The organism is Pseudoalteromonas sp. XMcav2-N (assembly GCF_024124545.1).
GTDB lineage: Bacteria > Pseudomonadota > Gammaproteobacteria > Enterobacterales > Alteromonadaceae > Pseudoalteromonas.
In genome coordinates this window covers 1-15,663 of record NZ_JAMXSF010000011.1, presented here as the reverse complement: position 1 = coordinate 15,663, position 15,663 = coordinate 1, and the positions used below count along the sequence as shown (strand labels likewise).

20 protein-coding genes are annotated in these 15,663 nt (G+C 44.4%); 8 read left to right on the top strand and 12 right to left on the bottom strand.

Going from position 1 to position 15,663, the window contains the following annotated elements:
- Nucleotides 1-7: 7 nt before the first annotated feature.
- On the top strand, nucleotides 8-1,477 hold the full coding sequence (locus NH568_RS14625; protein ID WP_253048399.1) for an FAD-binding oxidoreductase: 1,470 nt from the start codon (nucleotides 8-10) through the stop codon (nucleotides 1,475-1,477).
- Between the two features lie 244 nt (nucleotides 1,478-1,721).
- Here the strand turns inward: NH568_RS14625 and NH568_RS14620 are convergent, their stop codons facing one another.
- Together NH568_RS14620 and NH568_RS14615 are read right to left on the bottom strand one after the other, a co-directional pair.
- Nucleotides 1,722-2,225: an RNA methyltransferase gene (locus NH568_RS14620; protein ID WP_253048398.1), complete on the bottom strand. Its 504-nt coding sequence runs from the start codon at nucleotides 2,223-2,225 to the stop codon at nucleotides 1,722-1,724.
- A 145-nt stretch (nucleotides 2,226-2,370) separates the two neighbouring features.
- A complete protein-coding gene (locus NH568_RS14615; RefSeq protein WP_253048397.1) occupies nucleotides 2,371-3,132 on the bottom strand; it encodes a transporter substrate-binding domain-containing protein in 762 nt (253 codons plus the stop codon).
- Nucleotides 3,133-3,338: 206 nt separating this feature from the next.
- On the opposite strand from NH568_RS14615, the gene NH568_RS14610 reads away from it, so the two are divergent.
- Nucleotides 3,339-3,497 carry a hypothetical protein gene (locus tag NH568_RS14610; RefSeq protein WP_253048396.1) on the top strand — a complete coding sequence of 53 codons (159 nt, stop codon included), beginning with the start codon at nucleotides 3,339-3,341 and terminating at the stop codon, nucleotides 3,495-3,497.
- A 75-nt stretch (nucleotides 3,498-3,572) separates the two neighbouring features.
- On the opposite strand, the gene NH568_RS14605 is transcribed toward NH568_RS14610, so the two are convergent.
- From NH568_RS14605 to NH568_RS14595, 3 genes are all read right to left on the bottom strand, one after another.
- Entirely contained in the window at nucleotides 3,573-3,881 is a 309-nt protein-coding gene (locus tag NH568_RS14605; protein WP_253048395.1) for a hypothetical protein, read from the bottom strand.
- A 400-nt stretch (nucleotides 3,882-4,281) separates the two neighbouring features.
- Entirely contained in the window at nucleotides 4,282-5,187 is a 906-nt protein-coding gene (locus tag NH568_RS14600) for a hypothetical protein (RefSeq protein ID WP_253048394.1), read from the bottom strand.
- A gap of 224 nt (nucleotides 5,188-5,411) precedes the next feature.
- On the bottom strand, nucleotides 5,412-6,212 hold the full coding sequence (locus NH568_RS14595) for an ion transporter (RefSeq protein ID WP_253048393.1): 801 nt from the start codon (nucleotides 6,210-6,212) through the stop codon (nucleotides 5,412-5,414).
- A 235-nt stretch (nucleotides 6,213-6,447) separates the two neighbouring features.
- On the opposite strand from NH568_RS14595, the gene NH568_RS14590 reads away from it, so the two are divergent.
- The 4 genes from NH568_RS14590 (at nucleotide 6,448) to NH568_RS14575 (ending at nucleotide 10,368) form a co-directional block, all read left to right on the top strand.
- Nucleotides 6,448-8,148, top strand: coding sequence for a hypothetical protein (locus tag NH568_RS14590; RefSeq protein WP_253048392.1), 1,701 nt, complete (start codon nucleotides 6,448-6,450; stop codon nucleotides 8,146-8,148).
- 226 nt (nucleotides 8,149-8,374) lie between these two features.
- Nucleotides 8,375-9,157: an alpha/beta hydrolase-fold protein gene (locus NH568_RS14585; RefSeq protein WP_253048391.1), complete on the top strand. Its 783-nt coding sequence runs from the start codon at nucleotides 8,375-8,377 to the stop codon at nucleotides 9,155-9,157.
- Between the two features lie 100 nt (nucleotides 9,158-9,257).
- Nucleotides 9,258-9,749: a WbuC family cupin fold metalloprotein gene (locus NH568_RS14580; protein ID WP_253048390.1), complete on the top strand. Its 492-nt coding sequence runs from the start codon at nucleotides 9,258-9,260 to the stop codon at nucleotides 9,747-9,749.
- A gap of 199 nt (nucleotides 9,750-9,948) precedes the next feature.
- Nucleotides 9,949-10,368 carry a LysE family translocator gene (locus tag NH568_RS14575; RefSeq protein ID WP_253048389.1) on the top strand — a complete coding sequence of 140 codons (420 nt, stop codon included), beginning with the start codon at nucleotides 9,949-9,951 and terminating at the stop codon, nucleotides 10,366-10,368.
- A gap of 210 nt (nucleotides 10,369-10,578) precedes the next feature.
- Here the strand turns inward: NH568_RS14575 and NH568_RS14570 are convergent, their stop codons facing one another.
- Together NH568_RS14570 and NH568_RS14565 are read right to left on the bottom strand one after the other, a co-directional pair.
- Complete coding sequence (locus NH568_RS14570; protein WP_253048388.1) at nucleotides 10,579-10,806, bottom strand: hypothetical protein; 228 nt, start codon at nucleotides 10,804-10,806, stop codon at nucleotides 10,579-10,581.
- Nucleotides 10,807-10,843: 37 nt separating this feature from the next.
- A complete protein-coding gene (locus tag NH568_RS14565; protein WP_253048387.1) occupies nucleotides 10,844-11,098 on the bottom strand; it encodes a hypothetical protein in 255 nt (84 codons plus the stop codon).
- Nucleotides 11,099-11,519: 421 nt separating this feature from the next.
- Here NH568_RS14565 and NH568_RS14560 point away from each other — a divergent pair, with 421 nt between their 5' ends.
- Together NH568_RS14560 and NH568_RS14555 are read left to right on the top strand one after the other, a co-directional pair.
- On the top strand, nucleotides 11,520-12,041 hold the full coding sequence (locus tag NH568_RS14560; RefSeq protein ID WP_253048386.1) for a sigma-70 family RNA polymerase sigma factor: 522 nt from the start codon (nucleotides 11,520-11,522) through the stop codon (nucleotides 12,039-12,041).
- Nucleotides 12,041-12,589, top strand: coding sequence for a hypothetical protein (locus tag NH568_RS14555; RefSeq protein ID WP_253048385.1), 549 nt, complete (start codon nucleotides 12,041-12,043; stop codon nucleotides 12,587-12,589). Before NH568_RS14560 ends, NH568_RS14555 begins: the two co-directional genes overlap by 1 nt.
- 16 nt (nucleotides 12,590-12,605) lie before the next feature.
- On the opposite strand, the gene NH568_RS14550 is transcribed toward NH568_RS14555, so the two are convergent.
- From NH568_RS14550 to NH568_RS14535, 5 genes are all read right to left on the bottom strand, one after another.
- The gene (locus NH568_RS14550) at nucleotides 12,606-13,274 is read right to left on the bottom strand and encodes a DJ-1/PfpI family protein (protein WP_253048384.1); all 669 of its coding nucleotides are present in this window, start codon (nucleotides 13,272-13,274) and stop codon (nucleotides 12,606-12,608) included.
- Nucleotides 13,275-13,299: 25 nt separating this feature from the next.
- Nucleotides 13,300-13,710: a hypothetical protein gene (locus tag NH568_RS14545; RefSeq protein WP_253048383.1), complete on the bottom strand. Its 411-nt coding sequence runs from the start codon at nucleotides 13,708-13,710 to the stop codon at nucleotides 13,300-13,302.
- A gap of 512 nt (nucleotides 13,711-14,222) precedes the next feature.
- Nucleotides 14,223-14,858: a hypothetical protein gene (locus NH568_RS14540; protein WP_253048382.1), complete on the bottom strand. Its 636-nt coding sequence runs from the start codon at nucleotides 14,856-14,858 to the stop codon at nucleotides 14,223-14,225.
- A gap of 9 nt (nucleotides 14,859-14,867) precedes the next feature.
- Complete coding sequence (locus NH568_RS24210; RefSeq protein WP_366041403.1) at nucleotides 14,868-15,029, bottom strand: class I lanthipeptide; 162 nt, start codon at nucleotides 15,027-15,029, stop codon at nucleotides 14,868-14,870.
- Complete coding sequence (locus NH568_RS14535) at nucleotides 15,013-15,267, bottom strand: helix-turn-helix transcriptional regulator (protein WP_253048612.1); 255 nt, start codon at nucleotides 15,265-15,267, stop codon at nucleotides 15,013-15,015. Before NH568_RS14535 ends, NH568_RS24210 begins: the two co-directional genes overlap by 17 nt.
- Between the last annotated feature and the right edge of the window lie 396 nt (nucleotides 15,268-15,663).

Below are 15,663 nucleotides of genomic sequence, written 5' to 3'. Positions count from 1 at the left end.
GCACATCTTGAAATACGGTGCAATTATATTATCTGCGCTGTTCAGCACCATTTTATTATTCGTAGCCTATAGTCTGCTGGACTTTTCGCCACAACAAGACAGCACTCCCGAACGTGCCAATATAGTGAACGACATAACTCAGCTTAACCCAATTGAAGTATCAAAAGTCGTTGCGCCTACATCAATTGAGGATATTCAAAAAGCGATAAGCACGACAAAAGGCAAGATATCTATAGGTGGAGGACGGTACAGCCAGGGTGGGCAGGTCGCGCTTGATGGTCATTTGCACCTTGATATGAGGCAGTTTAATCAGGTTGTCTCATTTAGCCCTGAACAAAAAGAAATTACGGTTCAAAGCGGTATGCGCTGGCGTGACATTCAGGACATCATTGACCCTGAAGATCTCTCGATCAAAATTATGCAGTCATATTCAAATTTTACTGTTGGGGGCTCGCTGAGTGTGAATGTACATGGTCGTTATATGGGAGAAGGGCCCATTATACGGTCGGTTAAGTCACTCAAACTAGTGCTGGCTGACGGGCGAGTTGTGACCGCTTCTCCTGTACAAGATTCAGAAATCTTTTACGGAGTAATAGGTGGTTATGGTGGATTAGGTGTGATTGTGGAGGCGACGTTGGATCTTGTACCAAACACTAAAGTGGCCCGGGAAACGGCTTATATGCGTATTGACGAGTACAGTGCGTTTTTTCAAAACACCGTCAGGGATAATTCACATATCGTTTTTCATAATGCAGATATTTATCCACCACATTACACTCATGTGAATAGTGTGAACTGGGTCAAAACCGATAAGCCACTCACCGTGACAGAAAGACTTATTCCCAAAGGTACAGAGTACTGGTGGCAACCCAAAGCAACTCAGTTTGTCGCAGATTCAAACTTTGGGAAATGGGTGAGGCAGCATGTGTTTGAACCTATTTTGTATTCATCCGATGCTGTGCAGTGGCGAAATTATGAAGCCAGCTATAGCGTCAGAGAATTAGAACCTAAAAGCAGAACAGAGTCTACGTACGTGCTACGCGAATATTTTGTACCTGTTGAACGATTTGATCATTTTTCCAAGAAAATGGCAGATATATTTAAAAAGCATGAAGTAAATGTGCTCAATGTCTCCATTCGTCATGCACTACCTGATACTGGCTCTTTATTAGCATGGGCCAAAGAGGAAGTGTTTGCATTTGTTGTGTATTACCGCCAGGGTACGTCGGAACAAGACAAGCAAGCTGTCAGGGCGTGGAGCCGAGAAATGATTGACGCGGTTGTTTCTGAAGGTGGCACTTATTATCTGCCATATCAATTACACGCAACCAGTGAGCAATTTCATGCCGCTTACCCAAAAGCAAACGCATTTTTTGCTTTGAAAAAGAAAATAGACCCAGACAATCGCTTCAGTAATAAATTGTGGGAGCAACACTATACTGATTCGTTATTCAGTTCTGGTTTTCACAAAGATTAGCGGTGCGCATAAAGGAACCTCAAGAGCGGGCACACAGCAACAACGTGCCCGGCCTGCCACAGCAAGTAAAGCCGCAGCCTGAGCGGCTTTAGTACTCACATTCACCACTCTCGCAGCAAAATAGAAAGCGCCTGCTATATTTTCTGCCCATAATGGCGATACCAAGCGTACTCGCATGTGTCAAGTTCGTCAGAGTTATAAAATCCATGCAGACCGCTTACATCACATCTGTCAGCCGGTAAATTTATCCCACTACCAGGCGATTATTGGTGTCCCTACTGGATAGGATCTGGCCTGCATCAAATTCAGTTGCGCGTTTTGCCATACGGTCATAAAGCAGCACATTAACCGTCGCGGCGAGATTCATGCAGCCGGTCGTTGGCACATATACCACGGCATCAGCGGCATCCACAATCTCTTGTGGCAGGCTACCATCTTCGGGTCCAAAAACGTATATTGCATTATCGGGGTGAGTAAATTGCGGCAGTGGTGTTGCACCTTCCACCAGCTCGATACAGATAAGCGCGCGGCCTGGTACTTTTAAGCTAGTGAGATCATCAACCTGTTGAATTGGAATATTATCGGCGATATTTTTGGTGTCAGTATGGTACTTGGCGGCCTTTGCGTAGCGATTACCGTTAAAATAAACTGCTTGTGCATTATAGCAACCCGCAGCTCTTAACACGCCCCCCACGTTAGTTGGCGACTTAGGGTTGACCAGGCCAATCGCGGCAAACGATTCACTCATACTTTTCACTCTCAATATACGGCAGCGAGGCTACCGGGGACGCTTAACACAGGCAGCGTAGCTACCAAAATATCTGGCAGGCGATTGTATCATGTGGACGATTTTGTGCCAGCCAGTGTGGGTGGTTAATGTCGGTATTGCATTTTCAGTGACTTAAGTTATCCAGATTAAGCTCATACTTGGCTGATAGCCTATCAATTACGCCTTCTTGTCTGGCTTTATTGAGTGACGCTTGCATCTTTTCAAAAAAGGTTGCAGGGTCGGGAAGCACCTTAGATTGCTTCGACACAGTAATATAATAGGCCTTTTCTTGGATGACATAAGCGCCTATCGTGAGCGTATCCGGATATCCAAGTGCTTTTAACTCCGAGATCAAGGTATGTGTTGAAGCTGCGGTAATATCACTTCTGTTTGCAATGATCTTTTTCAGGGCATGTTCTAGGGTCACTGAGGTATACACATCCCTTTCAAGTGCATTGGCTGTTTCTCTGATCTCTTTTGTGTATGAAACGCCTCGAACAAACTCAAATCGCAATGGAGAAATGTCGTTTACATGCTGGATGTGAGCGTGTTCCGGTCGTGAAACAAACCTAAGTGAAACACTAAACAAAGGAAAATCAGCATAACTCACAAACTGGGCGCGCTCGGGGCGATACGACAATACCGACACATCCAGTTTGCCCATTTTAATATATTGATTCCCGCGCTTTATGGGTAACGGAACAAAATGGTAGGCGTAACCATTATCTTCTAATAGGTACTTGAGTAACTCTTTGGCATAACCTGTGGCGGTATCATCATAAGTAAAATAAGGACGCCAGTCAGGGCTATTGATCAGCAGTGGTTGAGTGTGAGCAGGATTTTGGCCAGTACAAAGGAGGCAAAGTAATAGGGCTGGAAGTCGCATCAACATATTCCAAAAGACCACCGTTCTCCAAGTTTAGGCCACTTCTATGGCTGTTGCATCGAGTATTGATATTGCTTCGGTTTGTATATTCTACGGGGTCTTATTTGTTACGACCTGACAAAGAAAAATCGCACTAAGTTGACATTTACCTAATACGGGGTCATTATTGGTGTGAGTGTTCACAAACCTAAACTAAAGGAAATATTATGAAGTTGTCACTTAACAAATCAAAATTGAAGAAACTTTCTCAAGATAGTGCGCTAGATAAAAACCAAACCTTGCACGTGGCAGGTGCAACGGGTTATTGCAGAACAATGCGCGGATGTCATACTGGTGGTCATCAAGATCAGTGCGAACAAAAATAAAATTTGAAAAAGGGAGCATGGACAAGCATTGACCTTGCTCCTGTCATTCCAACCTGCCTTTTATAACTTCAAAATTTAGTCTTCTGGCCCGTCTAAAGTAAAGGTTAAGTGTTTACGCATATCTTTGAGGATCACTCCTTTTTTCAGCATTGCGGCGCTCAGGCGCTTTTGCCACTTTAATAAGTCTGGTTTGGCAGCATCCAGTGCGGCTTGCTCTTCAAACTGAAAGCACAGCAGCAGTGAACCCGGGAACAAGTGATATTCCACATCAAACCAGCACTGCACCATTCCGGGGATTTGCGTACGCGCTTGTTCTTCGATTGCATCGGCAACGCTGAGCACCAACGCCTGCTGTTTTTGCTGGACTTTAGAGAGCTTTTTCATGGAGTTTCCAAGTTTTATGAATATAAGACTGTTACGTCGAATTATACTCGGTACCGTATAGAGATAGGAAGTGAGAAGTAGGCCGGGGACGGGTCTGCAAGGTCACTGCCTGACTTTCGAGTCATGAAAACATAACAAATCTGCTGGCATCAATGCTGCCTGTATTTGTCGAGCTAGCAGTGAGGTTTTCATATCTAGTCGCATTTGGTATGTGTTAACCATAGGGGGAAGGTTTTTTGGCGATTCCCGAACGTTTGTTGTCCGGGAATGAGTAAGGACCAGAAGGGGAGTGAGTATTATCTGGACTGTTTATCTGAGGAAGCATAACAGTTAATATGATTTGTTGTGTGATAAATGTCCGATATCGGTGTAATTAATAACCGGAAGTGTTCGGAGGTATTTAGCCTGTTTCAGCCAGTTTATACACTTCTGCTCTGGTAGGGGCCTGTGCTGTACTATAGCTTGTAAGTTCAACCCCTTCACCAAATACTTCGTGCAACAGGGCTTGATAGTCTTCAGGTGAGCGTTCAGGCGAGTACCTGAATAGCTCTTTAAGTACTTCTCTTTCTATACCTCTTGTATCCGCTACGTTTAGCAGGGGTTGGCCTGCGTCGACAAAGCCTTTTTCATCTCTGCTTGCCACAACCTGGCCATCAACGCTGAACACACTGGTCTGTGGCGTTTGTTCAAACATCAGCTTTCTGCGATAGTGTTCTTCGGCTGCAATTTGGTCCGTCAGATACTGGTCACGATGGCTTTGCACCTGCTCACGCACAAAGTCTTCATAGGTTTCGCCATAGCGTAGCTCAAACACTTCGGCATTGGTTGGTCCTTTGCCCTCGGCGTAAAATTCGACGCGGGCATCGGGGAAGTGTTGGGCAACGAGTTGTTTTATTTTTTCTGGATCTTGACCGGCCTGTTTGAAAATATCGGCCATAGGACCCTGACCGTATATGGCGCCGTCATAGTTTTGTGACGCGACCGCTTTGCCTTCCACAAAGATAATGGTACCCACATCTCGTTGCAGGCCCTTTTGGGTATATTGCTGTTCTAGTTCTTCCGGGCTTCTTTGAGTGATATTAAAATCGGCCAGAAAATTGTGTTCATCTGAAAGCTTGGTAATGTCTTCTGGCTTGAGCAAATAGACCAGGTTGACCTGTCCGCGTACATCGAAGCCATTGTTTGGTGCATTTACCTGCTCTGGCTGTTGCTCGGATTGCTGTTGTACATAATCTGTATTTTGTGTCGCTTTAGTGGGTTTCTGATATGCGTTGTTCACCTGATACGGGTTGGATGTAACTTGCATGTTCAGCTCCTTTGATAAAGTTTGAGTTAACGACAAGTGTTCCGGCACTTGTACTACCTGTTCAGGTAACGCAAGTTGCATACCATAAATTAAAGTGCGTAATGAAGCTGCTGCCGTGCAGAAACTAGGTTTTTATGGGTATGGATAGAGTGGAAGATCGATAAAAGTGGCAATGGCTTGCCGCTATGGGTTGATGTCACCAAAGCGGCAAATTGTCTAAATGGTTAGTCCTTTTGCTGTTTTAACAGCGCGTCTAACTTGGCTTCGACTCGCTCAATGTCTTCGCGGGTTGCCAAAACTTGATCTGGTTTACCTTCTTCTTCATGCATCACTTGCATAGCGTCAACTATGATACCGATAAAGAGGTTCAGTACTGCAAAGCTGGTAATAATGATAAAGGGCACGAAGAACAACCAGGATTGCGGAAACAGCTCCATCGTCGGGCGCACTATGCCCATAGACCAGCTCTCTAAAGTCATGACCTGGAACAGGGTATACGCGGATGCGCCGATGCTGCCAAACCATTCTTGCATATTGGGATCCGGGTGCTGGCCAAATAGTTTAGTCGTTAGTACCGCAGAGACATAGAACACGATACCCAGTACGCCGATGACCGACGCCATACCCGGTAGTGAGTGGCCCAGTGCACCAATAACCCGCCGCATTTGTGGAACAATAGAAAACAACCGCAAAACCCGCAGAATACGGAAAGCACGCAATACCGATAGCGGGCCACTGGAGGGTACCCAGGAAACGGCCACAATAATCAGGTCAAACCAGTTCCAGCCCGACTTGAAAAATTTAAGGCGATATACCACCAGCTTAAGCACAAGCTCTATGGTAAAAATCATCAGAATGACAAAATCGATTTTATGCAGGATGGTGGCATTGTCTTTACCAAACTGAGTGGTCTCCAGACCTAAGGTCATGGCATTAAATAAAATGACTGCAATCAAAAAGTTTTGAAACCATTGGGCTTCAACGAGTGCCGTCAGTTTCGACATAAAGGGAGTAGAGGTTGTCATGGTTCTTTTTTAGGTAATTTTAAAAGTAAATTATGATGTCGGGAAAAAGCGATTTTTTCAAGGGAAAAGGCGATAGTCACAAGCCAAAATGATGCCAATGTGAAAAGACTTCCCCATTGGCTGCTTGAAAGACGTTGCGTACAACAAAATAATTGCTTTACGCTCTCGACGAGGCACCTTTCGGCACGGTGTGCAGATCTTCAATAAATATCCACTTTAAAAAGGACGCAACTTTATGGACACAACGAATAAAATGAACAATCTACTTAACGAAACCAACCAGTGTAATAACCAAACAAGCAGACGTGGCTTCCTGACAGGCAGCATTCTGGCGTGTGTTGGTACTGGGCTGTTGGCTAATTCTTCACTGGCTGCTGGTGCGCTCCCAGAGTCTAGTGGCAACGCAGGAATATGGTACTTTGAAGACTTTGGCGCTGCCGGGGATTTTTATTTGGAAAATGGAGCAGTAAACCCGAACCCGACAGATGATACGGCAGCCATCATTGCTGCTTTAGAGGCACTACCTGAAGGGACTCGTATATATGGCAAGCCAAATGCCTGTTACTGGTTTGGTGAGCTTAGCTTAAATGCAAGCCATATTGTCCTTAGCAAGAACGTACACATTGACTGGCAGGGAGCAGGTTTAAAATGTCGAATGCAGTATAGTTCAGAGTCGAACTCGACGGCTTTATTTGAGTTTTTAGATTGCTCAGGTAGTTTTTTAAACTATATATTTGAAGACGTATCGTATGAAGCCGAAGGGACATCCCGGGGGGTCATTCCGCTATTTATCAAGAATGTAAACAAGCATACCAATAATTATAATATCGGTCCATTCCATGTCATTTCAGGCCAGTCATTGCTGACCTGTCACTCGTCAAACCCGGAAAATGCCAGAGCATGTGATATTTCATTCATAGGCAGCTGTACCGGAGATAATGTCTATTATGGGGTAAATCTGGGCTACAACGGAGATAGATTCTCAGGCTCTTATTCTGTCAATAAAGTGAGAAGACTGGCGTTTTTGTATGGTGTAGACACGGTTAGGATTGTGGCACATGCACAAATGTGCCTGCCATCCAGCGGCAATATCATGCTGTCTGGAGGCCACAATCCTGATGTCGCGGCGAAATTGAACAATATTGCCATCAAAGCGAGTATCGGCGAACTTAACGGACCGATTCGGTTTTACAGGGGGTCAGGCACAAGTGGCAAGTTTGAAAATGTTGACCTGGATATCAATATTGATCAGGTGGGTCCAAACTTGGAAAGAGACGAAGCATTGATTGTACTCGACGATAGCAGCGGTAGCATTCCCGCTGAGGGGATGACGGTTGACCAGCTTAACGTTGCTATTTCAAACAAAGGGGAGGGCAGGGTTCCAATAAAGCAGCTTGCACGCTCGGATAACATGGGTGTGATCAATATCCAGGATGTGCCTTACTTTAATGCTGAGCAATTCTTGCCAGATTTTATTATTCAAAATGGGCGTAACTCTTTTACGAAAGGTTTTGTAGGGGACGTAAGTACAGAGCTGACAGCATTGCGTCTATCCCACATGTTGCTTAAAAACACCCCTGCAATCATTCGGGCGTATGTGACGGTTGCCGTCTCGGAGGGAGCTGACTTTTATGGCCAAAACACGGCTATCGCAAAGTATGCATTACATGGCTTTATGACAAGCAATCACTTTTTCAATATTCAATCACTGAAGTTAATTGAAGTTTCCGTAACAGGAACAAAAACACCAGCAATTACTATTGCTGCACAAAACAAAGACATTTCAGCAAATACTGAGAGTACCGAGAGTACTGATAGTAGCGAGCAGCCAAAAAGCGACAAAACGCAGGATTACGTTGGCACTTTAGTATGTGGTGCTATTGGTTATGAGTCGAATAACCGCGGTAGTATGCAGGTCACTTTAGAGCTGCTTTAGCCTGCCAGTAAACCAGTAAACCAGTAAGCCAGTAAGCCTGCTTAGCGATGGCTTACTGACACTTCGTCGTTAATGTACTGCACGCCTAAGTACAACTTTGCGAAAGCAACTCAGTCACGATTGAGATACTATATATTCTTTCTGGCAAGAAACTAGACACAGGGTACTTTGTTTGATGTATTCTCACTTTAAAATTGTTATACGTATTTTCCTTTGTAGTTTGGCAATGGCTTTGGTTGCCTGTGGCGGCAGCTCGGATTCTGGCGTGACACCGCAGGACCAGTCTGATCAGGTAACTCAACCTTTTGCACCCGGCGAGCGACTGCAACTTGAAGCGATTTCCTCGACCTATACAGGGGTGTCGTATCCATTAAAAATTTACCTGCCGCAAAATCGTACCGCGAACAAAACGTATCCTGTCATTTACTCGTTAGACGCTGAATGGCGTTTTGAAACAATTGCCGATAGCCTGGATAAAAACGAGATGGAAGTGATACTGGTCGGTGTAGAAAATTACGTCGATGAAGGCTATCAGCATCGCGAACGCTACTCACAGTGGCCTCTGGCAGAAGATTACTTTGCTTTTATTAGTAAAGAACTCGCGCCATATATAGAAACCCAATATCCAGTCAACCAATCGGATCGGACTATTATGGGCCACTCTTATACAGGGCTATTCGTGGGTCTGGTTTTGCTGATGGATGATCCTCAGCAGCCATTTTTTCAGCGCCATGTGTCATTTGATGGTAGTTTCTGGGCACATACCGAGTTGACCTCACAGCTGGTTGATGACAGGCGGGCGTTAGGTCAGGCATTAAAGAGTCGCACCATTTTGGTTGGCGCTAATGGCAGGGTAGGCAATGTCGTTTATGTGCGTAAATTCGACTACTGGCTTGAACGTGCGAACTTTTCACAACTGGATCTCATTTACCTTGAGTATGAACAAGAGCATATTCCAGTGGTTGCACACTCGGTGGATGAAGTGCTCACTACTTTGTATCGCGAGTAACCAGGTGTAAGGACCAAGTCGCTGTCAGTTCATTATGTCGAACGGGCATATAAATGCGCCATAATTTCATTTTAAGATTATGATTTAAATAGAACTAGATATGAGTATAAGATTAGATAATGCGTTTTGTGAACAATTAATTCTCAAGGCTAATGAAAGCCCCAGAAAACGCAGTCATTATAATTTACATCAGGCTTTGGATGAGCCTGTGCAAAGATTAGCAATTGCATTGAAAAAAGGCACTTACGTTCGTCCACATCATCACCCTCAATGCAATAAGTGGGAGCTATTACTGGCACTCAGAGGCAGTGTTATGTTTGTTGTCTTCAATAGTGAAGGCGTAATACTGGAAAAGTTTGTACTGAGCCCGGACGATGCCCTCAGCGGAATTGAAGTCCAGCCCGATACATGGCATATGGTATACCCAATAACTGACCATGCCGTTATTTTTGAAGTCAAAGAAGGTCCATACACGCCTTCAGTAACAAGTGATTTTGCCCAGTGGGCGCCTGCAGAGGGCAGTGCACAGGTTGCGCACTTTTTAGATTGGGTGGACACGGCTTCCGTGGGTCAATCATACAAATTGGCTTAATATTAAGTCGGGCGTGTATCACTATATCTGACAATGCAAGTTGGTTTATACAATCGTGAAACATCTTCACTTAATGGATAACAGACAATCAATGTAGCGCTTGCGTATTGGATACGTCTGGCAGTTAAAAAGAAGGTATCAGAGGCAAAAAGGCAGAGGTGAGACTTCCCCCATCTGTACATCCAATCAAGGAGATAACATGACATTGTGGCAGCTACTATTCTTTATTCCTGCCTGTTTTGCCCTCAATATGGCGCCAGGCCCTAATAATTTATTGAGTATGAATAATGCGCGTTGCTACGGGTTCAGAACAGCGGTTATTGCAGGTGGTGGACGGATAGCCGCTTTTGCAATCATGATAGCTCTGGTGGCGTCTGGTCTGGCCGTGGTTTTGTATGCTTCTGAAACCCTGTTCTTTACCATTAAAGTGGCGGGGGCCGCTTATTTGCTCTGGCTTGCCGTTGCACTTTGGCGATCAGAAGTCAGTCCGTTGGCTGAAGTGAGTCGGGAAAAGAGTCGCTTTGGACTGGCAAGACAAGAGTTCCTGCTGGCGGCGGGTAACCCAAAAGCGATTTTGATTTTTACCGCATTTTTACCTCAATTTGTTGATAATACATGAAATGTACGAGAGCAGCTGTTCTCTTTAGGCTGCGCTTTCCTGGTACTTGAGTTATGCGCTATTTCTATCTATGCCCTGTTTGGCTTATATCTGAGGCAATGGTTTTCTAAGCCGCACATGGTGAAACGTTTCAACCGGGCATGCGCGGCATTTCTGGCGGTATCTGGGGTGAACTTGTTGTTTAGCAGGCAACCTTAACTCACCTGATATTCAGATACCCAAAAAGGCGTCAAGGCGCTTTGATGTGACTGAACGTTTGGTCATGCCTATGGCCAACTCAGTGGCCCCAACAGCCAACAATGTTGCACTGAATTTAAAAATCATAAATGGGGTAAATGCGAGGATCAGCGCCATATTGATCAGACAAAGTACGGTAACTAACCACACAATCGCAAGCAGCTGGGTTTGGCTTTTATTTATTCTTTCTGGTATTTGCATTGTTTTTTCCTGTTGATAGGTCATCTGTGATGACTGATTAGCGTTTTTTAATAAGTCGTAGCACATTTCTTACTATGGCCTTTCTGCCTTGTGCCAGAGCCAGACCCATTAATAAGGCACTCAGCCAGATAGCCGCCTCTGTCGCCAACGCAACGCTTGTCACCGCTGCGAGCCTGACTGCTTGGACATCACTGATAAACAGGACCGAAAGCATCACTATCCAGCCCAGAGCAACGCTTGTCCAAATGGTGATTAAGGCACGTTTTTTATTTGCTTTTAATATGGTCAGCATAAGTATCTCCTTAATATTATGTGAGTGAATTTGTGTTTCGTTGGGGTTAGTCGCAGCACGCGGGTCGTTTTTACAAATGTTTTATCTATTCTGGAACTTTTTTTTTATTACTATGATTTTTAAGTAGTTTTAATTTTTCTTCTAGTTTTCTAATGGCTGAGAATGAAAACAATTCGAATTGTCTGTAATAAAGGTAAACCTGCGCCGACTAACAGAGCATAATCAATATCAGGAATCGTTATGAAAAGTCTTAAAATGCTGTTTTTTGCCTTGTATCTGACTGTGTGCTGGGAACATCTGTTCGCAATCTGGCCCTGTTCAGTAAAGTGATTGGAGTTGATGTTTGCCAGGGTACTGTTTTTAAAAACCGGCTGGCTGTAATAAATGTCAGATCATATCGACTAGTATAGGTAAGTTTATAGTGAGTGGAGCAGTATCAGTGACTGAGCACATCAAGGAGCTGGACAGGTCGCACATTGTTGAGACGTTTTGGCCGCAGATCAGGCGTGCGGCGAAGGGTTATGAGCAGCGCTCGGCGTTGTGTGAGGAGTTGTCTCAGGATATGGCCTTTGCGCTTTGGCGGGCGCTGGGTAACTTTGATGGGCAATGTAAGTTAAACACTTATGTGTATCGGGTGATCCACAATGTAGCGGTTGATCATATTCGCAAGTACAGCAGACAAAAGGAAGATGAATTGGCTGAGGTGCAGGCTCATAGCGCTGATTCACCAGAAGTAAACATGCAGCAACAGCAACAACAACAGCGGCTGGAAAGGGCTATTCAGCAGCTGCCTTTGAGTCACAGGCAGGTGATGATGCTAAAACTGGAAGGAATTGATACGGCTGAGATCAGTGATGTGCTGGGGATCAGCGAAGCTAACGTCGGGATCCGGCTGCATCGTGCCAAAGCGCAACTCACAGAGCAATTAATGGAGAAAAACTAATGGATAATCATGATTTTTCGGATTTGGCGCAGCTTTGGCAGTCGACGCCTGCATCCCCACCACCAGCATTGGAAAAGTGCATTCAGCGTCATAAAAAGCAGCAGCTTCGACTCTTTTTTGGTATCGCTCTTGAAACACTTATCATGTTGTTAGTGAGCGCTTGGTTTGTACAGGCACTACAGGAGAGTGGACCTTTAATCACTCAACTTTGGCTTGGTTTTGGCTGCGTTTGGGGCGCGAGCATGTATGCACTGGTGAATAGAAGTCGCTTGACCAGTTTACGCATATTAAAAAATCAGCAGCTCTCACAGTCGCTGGAAGCGCATCAGCAGCTGCTCAGACAGGAGCTCTGGCGCTGGGATCTAAGCATAAAAGCCACTTTGCTATTTGCGCTGGCACTTGTGTTTTTGATTCTGGTTCAGTACGCGATGAGCTCGATATTTTTGCCCAATAGCCTGTTAGGCTTGCTGGTAGTGGCTGTCCTGTTACCTGTTTTTAAGGCCAAAAAACGCCGGGCACGGCAGGTATTGAAAACACTGAGTGAGTAATTACTCAGTGTTTTTCTCAATTAAATTGCATGTTCTCTGTTCTAAACTCACTTACAAGCTTGGTGTGGTTATTGTGTGAATTCGCCAGCTCTGCCGATTGAATCGTTGTGGCTATCAGCGCTTCAAACAAGGCTAGCTGTCCAGCGGGTATAAATTGATTTTGTATGGCTTTTCGCTTGTTTGAGTCAAACAACCGCTCGGTTAGCCAACCAATTAAATACATCAACGAAAGACAGCCACCGGCAGTTGCTATATTACCTTCTATTACGAGTGGTGTGTCCTGAACATTGCCTCCCAAACTTTGCAGGGCAGTCTTAGCTGCTGGGTTTGTTGTCAAAGGCTTGCCCTTTAGTAAACCAAGTTCATGTAGAATGAATGATCCCGCACAAATCGAACCAATGAGTTGCTTATTTGGATCAAGATTCAATGCTGACATTAATTCAGTGTCCAACAAGGCAGCTGGGATACCGCGCTTGCCACTTGTGATAAGTACGGCATCTTGATCCGTCACCTCTGAAACGTGTCCGTCCGTTTCAACTTTTATACCAAGGTGAGAGTGATGCTCAGGCTTGGTACCAAGTATGCTGACCATCCAGCTATCGGTTGCTCGGCCAAGCAAGTCATACATAAGAAAGAAGTCCACATCTGTGAAATCGTCAAACAAAACAATTCCGACTTTAAACATAGTATTCCTCCTTTGCATTACTTGGTTACGTGTTGATTAGCCATGCCGCGACTACAAAGCAAGCCGAAGCGATTAAAATACCTGTGAAAGGTACTTTAAACCAGTATTTTACTGCCAGTAGTAAGTAACTAATACTCACAAACGATGGCAAAACTGAAAACCATATTGTGCCTGAGATAATATCGAAGTGGCTGATACACAAAGGAATGTAAAAGGCTGAAAATAACAACGCACCAAGGCTATGACTCGCGTTAAACCCGACCCAGGCTTGCCACATATTGGTTTGTCTTGTGATTCTGGGAGAGGTATTAAGCATGGCTTCTTTCACAGCCAGGTTGTAGGGGTCGAACTTTTTAGAGAAGAAGGTATAAATCAGGTGGATCAACCCCAGAAGGCCAAAAATGGAAGCACCTACAATGAATAATGTTTTTTCCATAATGTGTTGTTTCCCTGGCGCATTGCGCCTCACTCTGAGGTATCCCCAGAAATTAGATTTAAAGTCATGTGGTGGACACGTACGGCATTGTTTTAATTTACTACGCTAAAAGCTAATTAGCTAACAACACCATGTGTGACTCTGCCATAGTACACGATATGTTCAGAAAAAATTGTCCCTAGATTAATAGTTGTTCACTTGGGTGGTATGACACCCCCCATCTGCACGACAATTTTAGGGTGGAATTTTAGGGTGGGTGTTCTGCAAGAAAACGTGATGCATTGCTTAAATAAATTAGCTAAGCCACAGCGCGACATCGACAGTTTACTGCCTTGGAATGTTAGCTTTTAGGTGTAGTTAACTGCACGCTTACGGAGCGAGTGTCCTTAAGCACCTCCGATAAAACTGAAATAATATTTATGAGCTAACCAAGCCCGATCGTCTGGCTTGGCTAGCGTGTGGAGACTTGTGACAATAAGTTATAAGGATCTTTGCAATACTCGCTTGAGGTATTAAGACGTTTGATTCTTTTCTAAACGTTCAGTGTCTATACTTGAAACTATTAACAGGGAAAGCACAAGACCGCAGATTATGGCTCTCAATGGATAGATAAATAGTTCATAGTTGTAGTAAATGAAGGTCCAGTTATAAAAAATATCGGCTATTTCTTTGTCTACCCCAAGCTGTGCCAAATTCCGGAGTATATTTTCGGCCAGTGCAAGCCACATTACGATGGTGATAACACGGTAGACGCCCGCGATAATACCTTCAGCATGAGTCAAGTGCACTTCATGTACTTTGTTAACATTGAATTTAGTAAGCCATTTTCTGGAAAGGTAGATTCTTAAAACTAATACTCTGATTGCTATGTAGCAGATCAGAATTTGTGTACCAAAGATGAAAGTGCCCCAGTATACCATAGGTATATCCCCTTTCATTGGGGCGATAAAAACGAGCGCATATTCCAGTAGAGCGGTTGCAAAAACTATCCCACAAACATGCGTCACATTGACGTTATCTTTCTTAATAATCATTACGCCTGCCGTTAAGCAAAGCATAGACAAGACATAGGTGCTTGCACCCAAATACTGTATAGCGGTGAATGCGACAGCTGCTACAATGACAACGAGCAAGTTAAATGCGTTCATTTCTTTACCTTAAAGACTGCATTGTGTAGTTAAAGGCGGAGGGCTTATCTTTGCATAGTGCGGTCCACCTGGCTTAGCTGTTCCGGTACCACCAGCAATAGACTTAGATTGCTCATCAGTTAATTTTTTTAGGCTACGTTTTCTGAGAGTAAGGTTAGGATTTTTCTTCATTATCAATTCCCTTAGTGCGCTGTCTCGCTCTTAAAATACCCTTTGCTTCTACACTAAATTTGCAATCGGTTAACTGTCTAAAAATAGACGTAAAATCAATCTTACATGCCTTGCTCCAGACAATAAAGTACTCAAGTGGGATTTTACTGACTTCTTTCTCATAGTTGATATATGTGTCCCTAGAAATACCCACTAAGTCAGCCATCTGTTGTTGTGTTTTTCCTGCCAGAAGACGCATGTTCTTCAAGTCGTCCCCGGTTATCATGTGCGGCCTGTCCCTCACAGTCACGGTTCCTTATTCCTGTTCAAACGAGTACTTGTCCAGTACCTTTAATTGAGATTGAAAGATACTAACCATTTAATAACTCATTTGCAACATTGGGCCAGCAAGGTGGGAGAGTTTAAAAGTACCTAACACGCAGGCCATACACGCACTCGCAGACCAGACATCCACACCAAAACTTGTGTGCTTTGCTCGGGCAGGTTCAACTGGAGTGACATAGAAGTGCGCTGGGGGATCCCCTCATAATTGAGGCCTCCCGAGCAGATGTATCAAGCGCACGTATTCACGTATAGCCCAGCGCAGTTGCTTTCCTGTCATAACATAATCGTTTCGTCGTCTAACCTCTTTGCC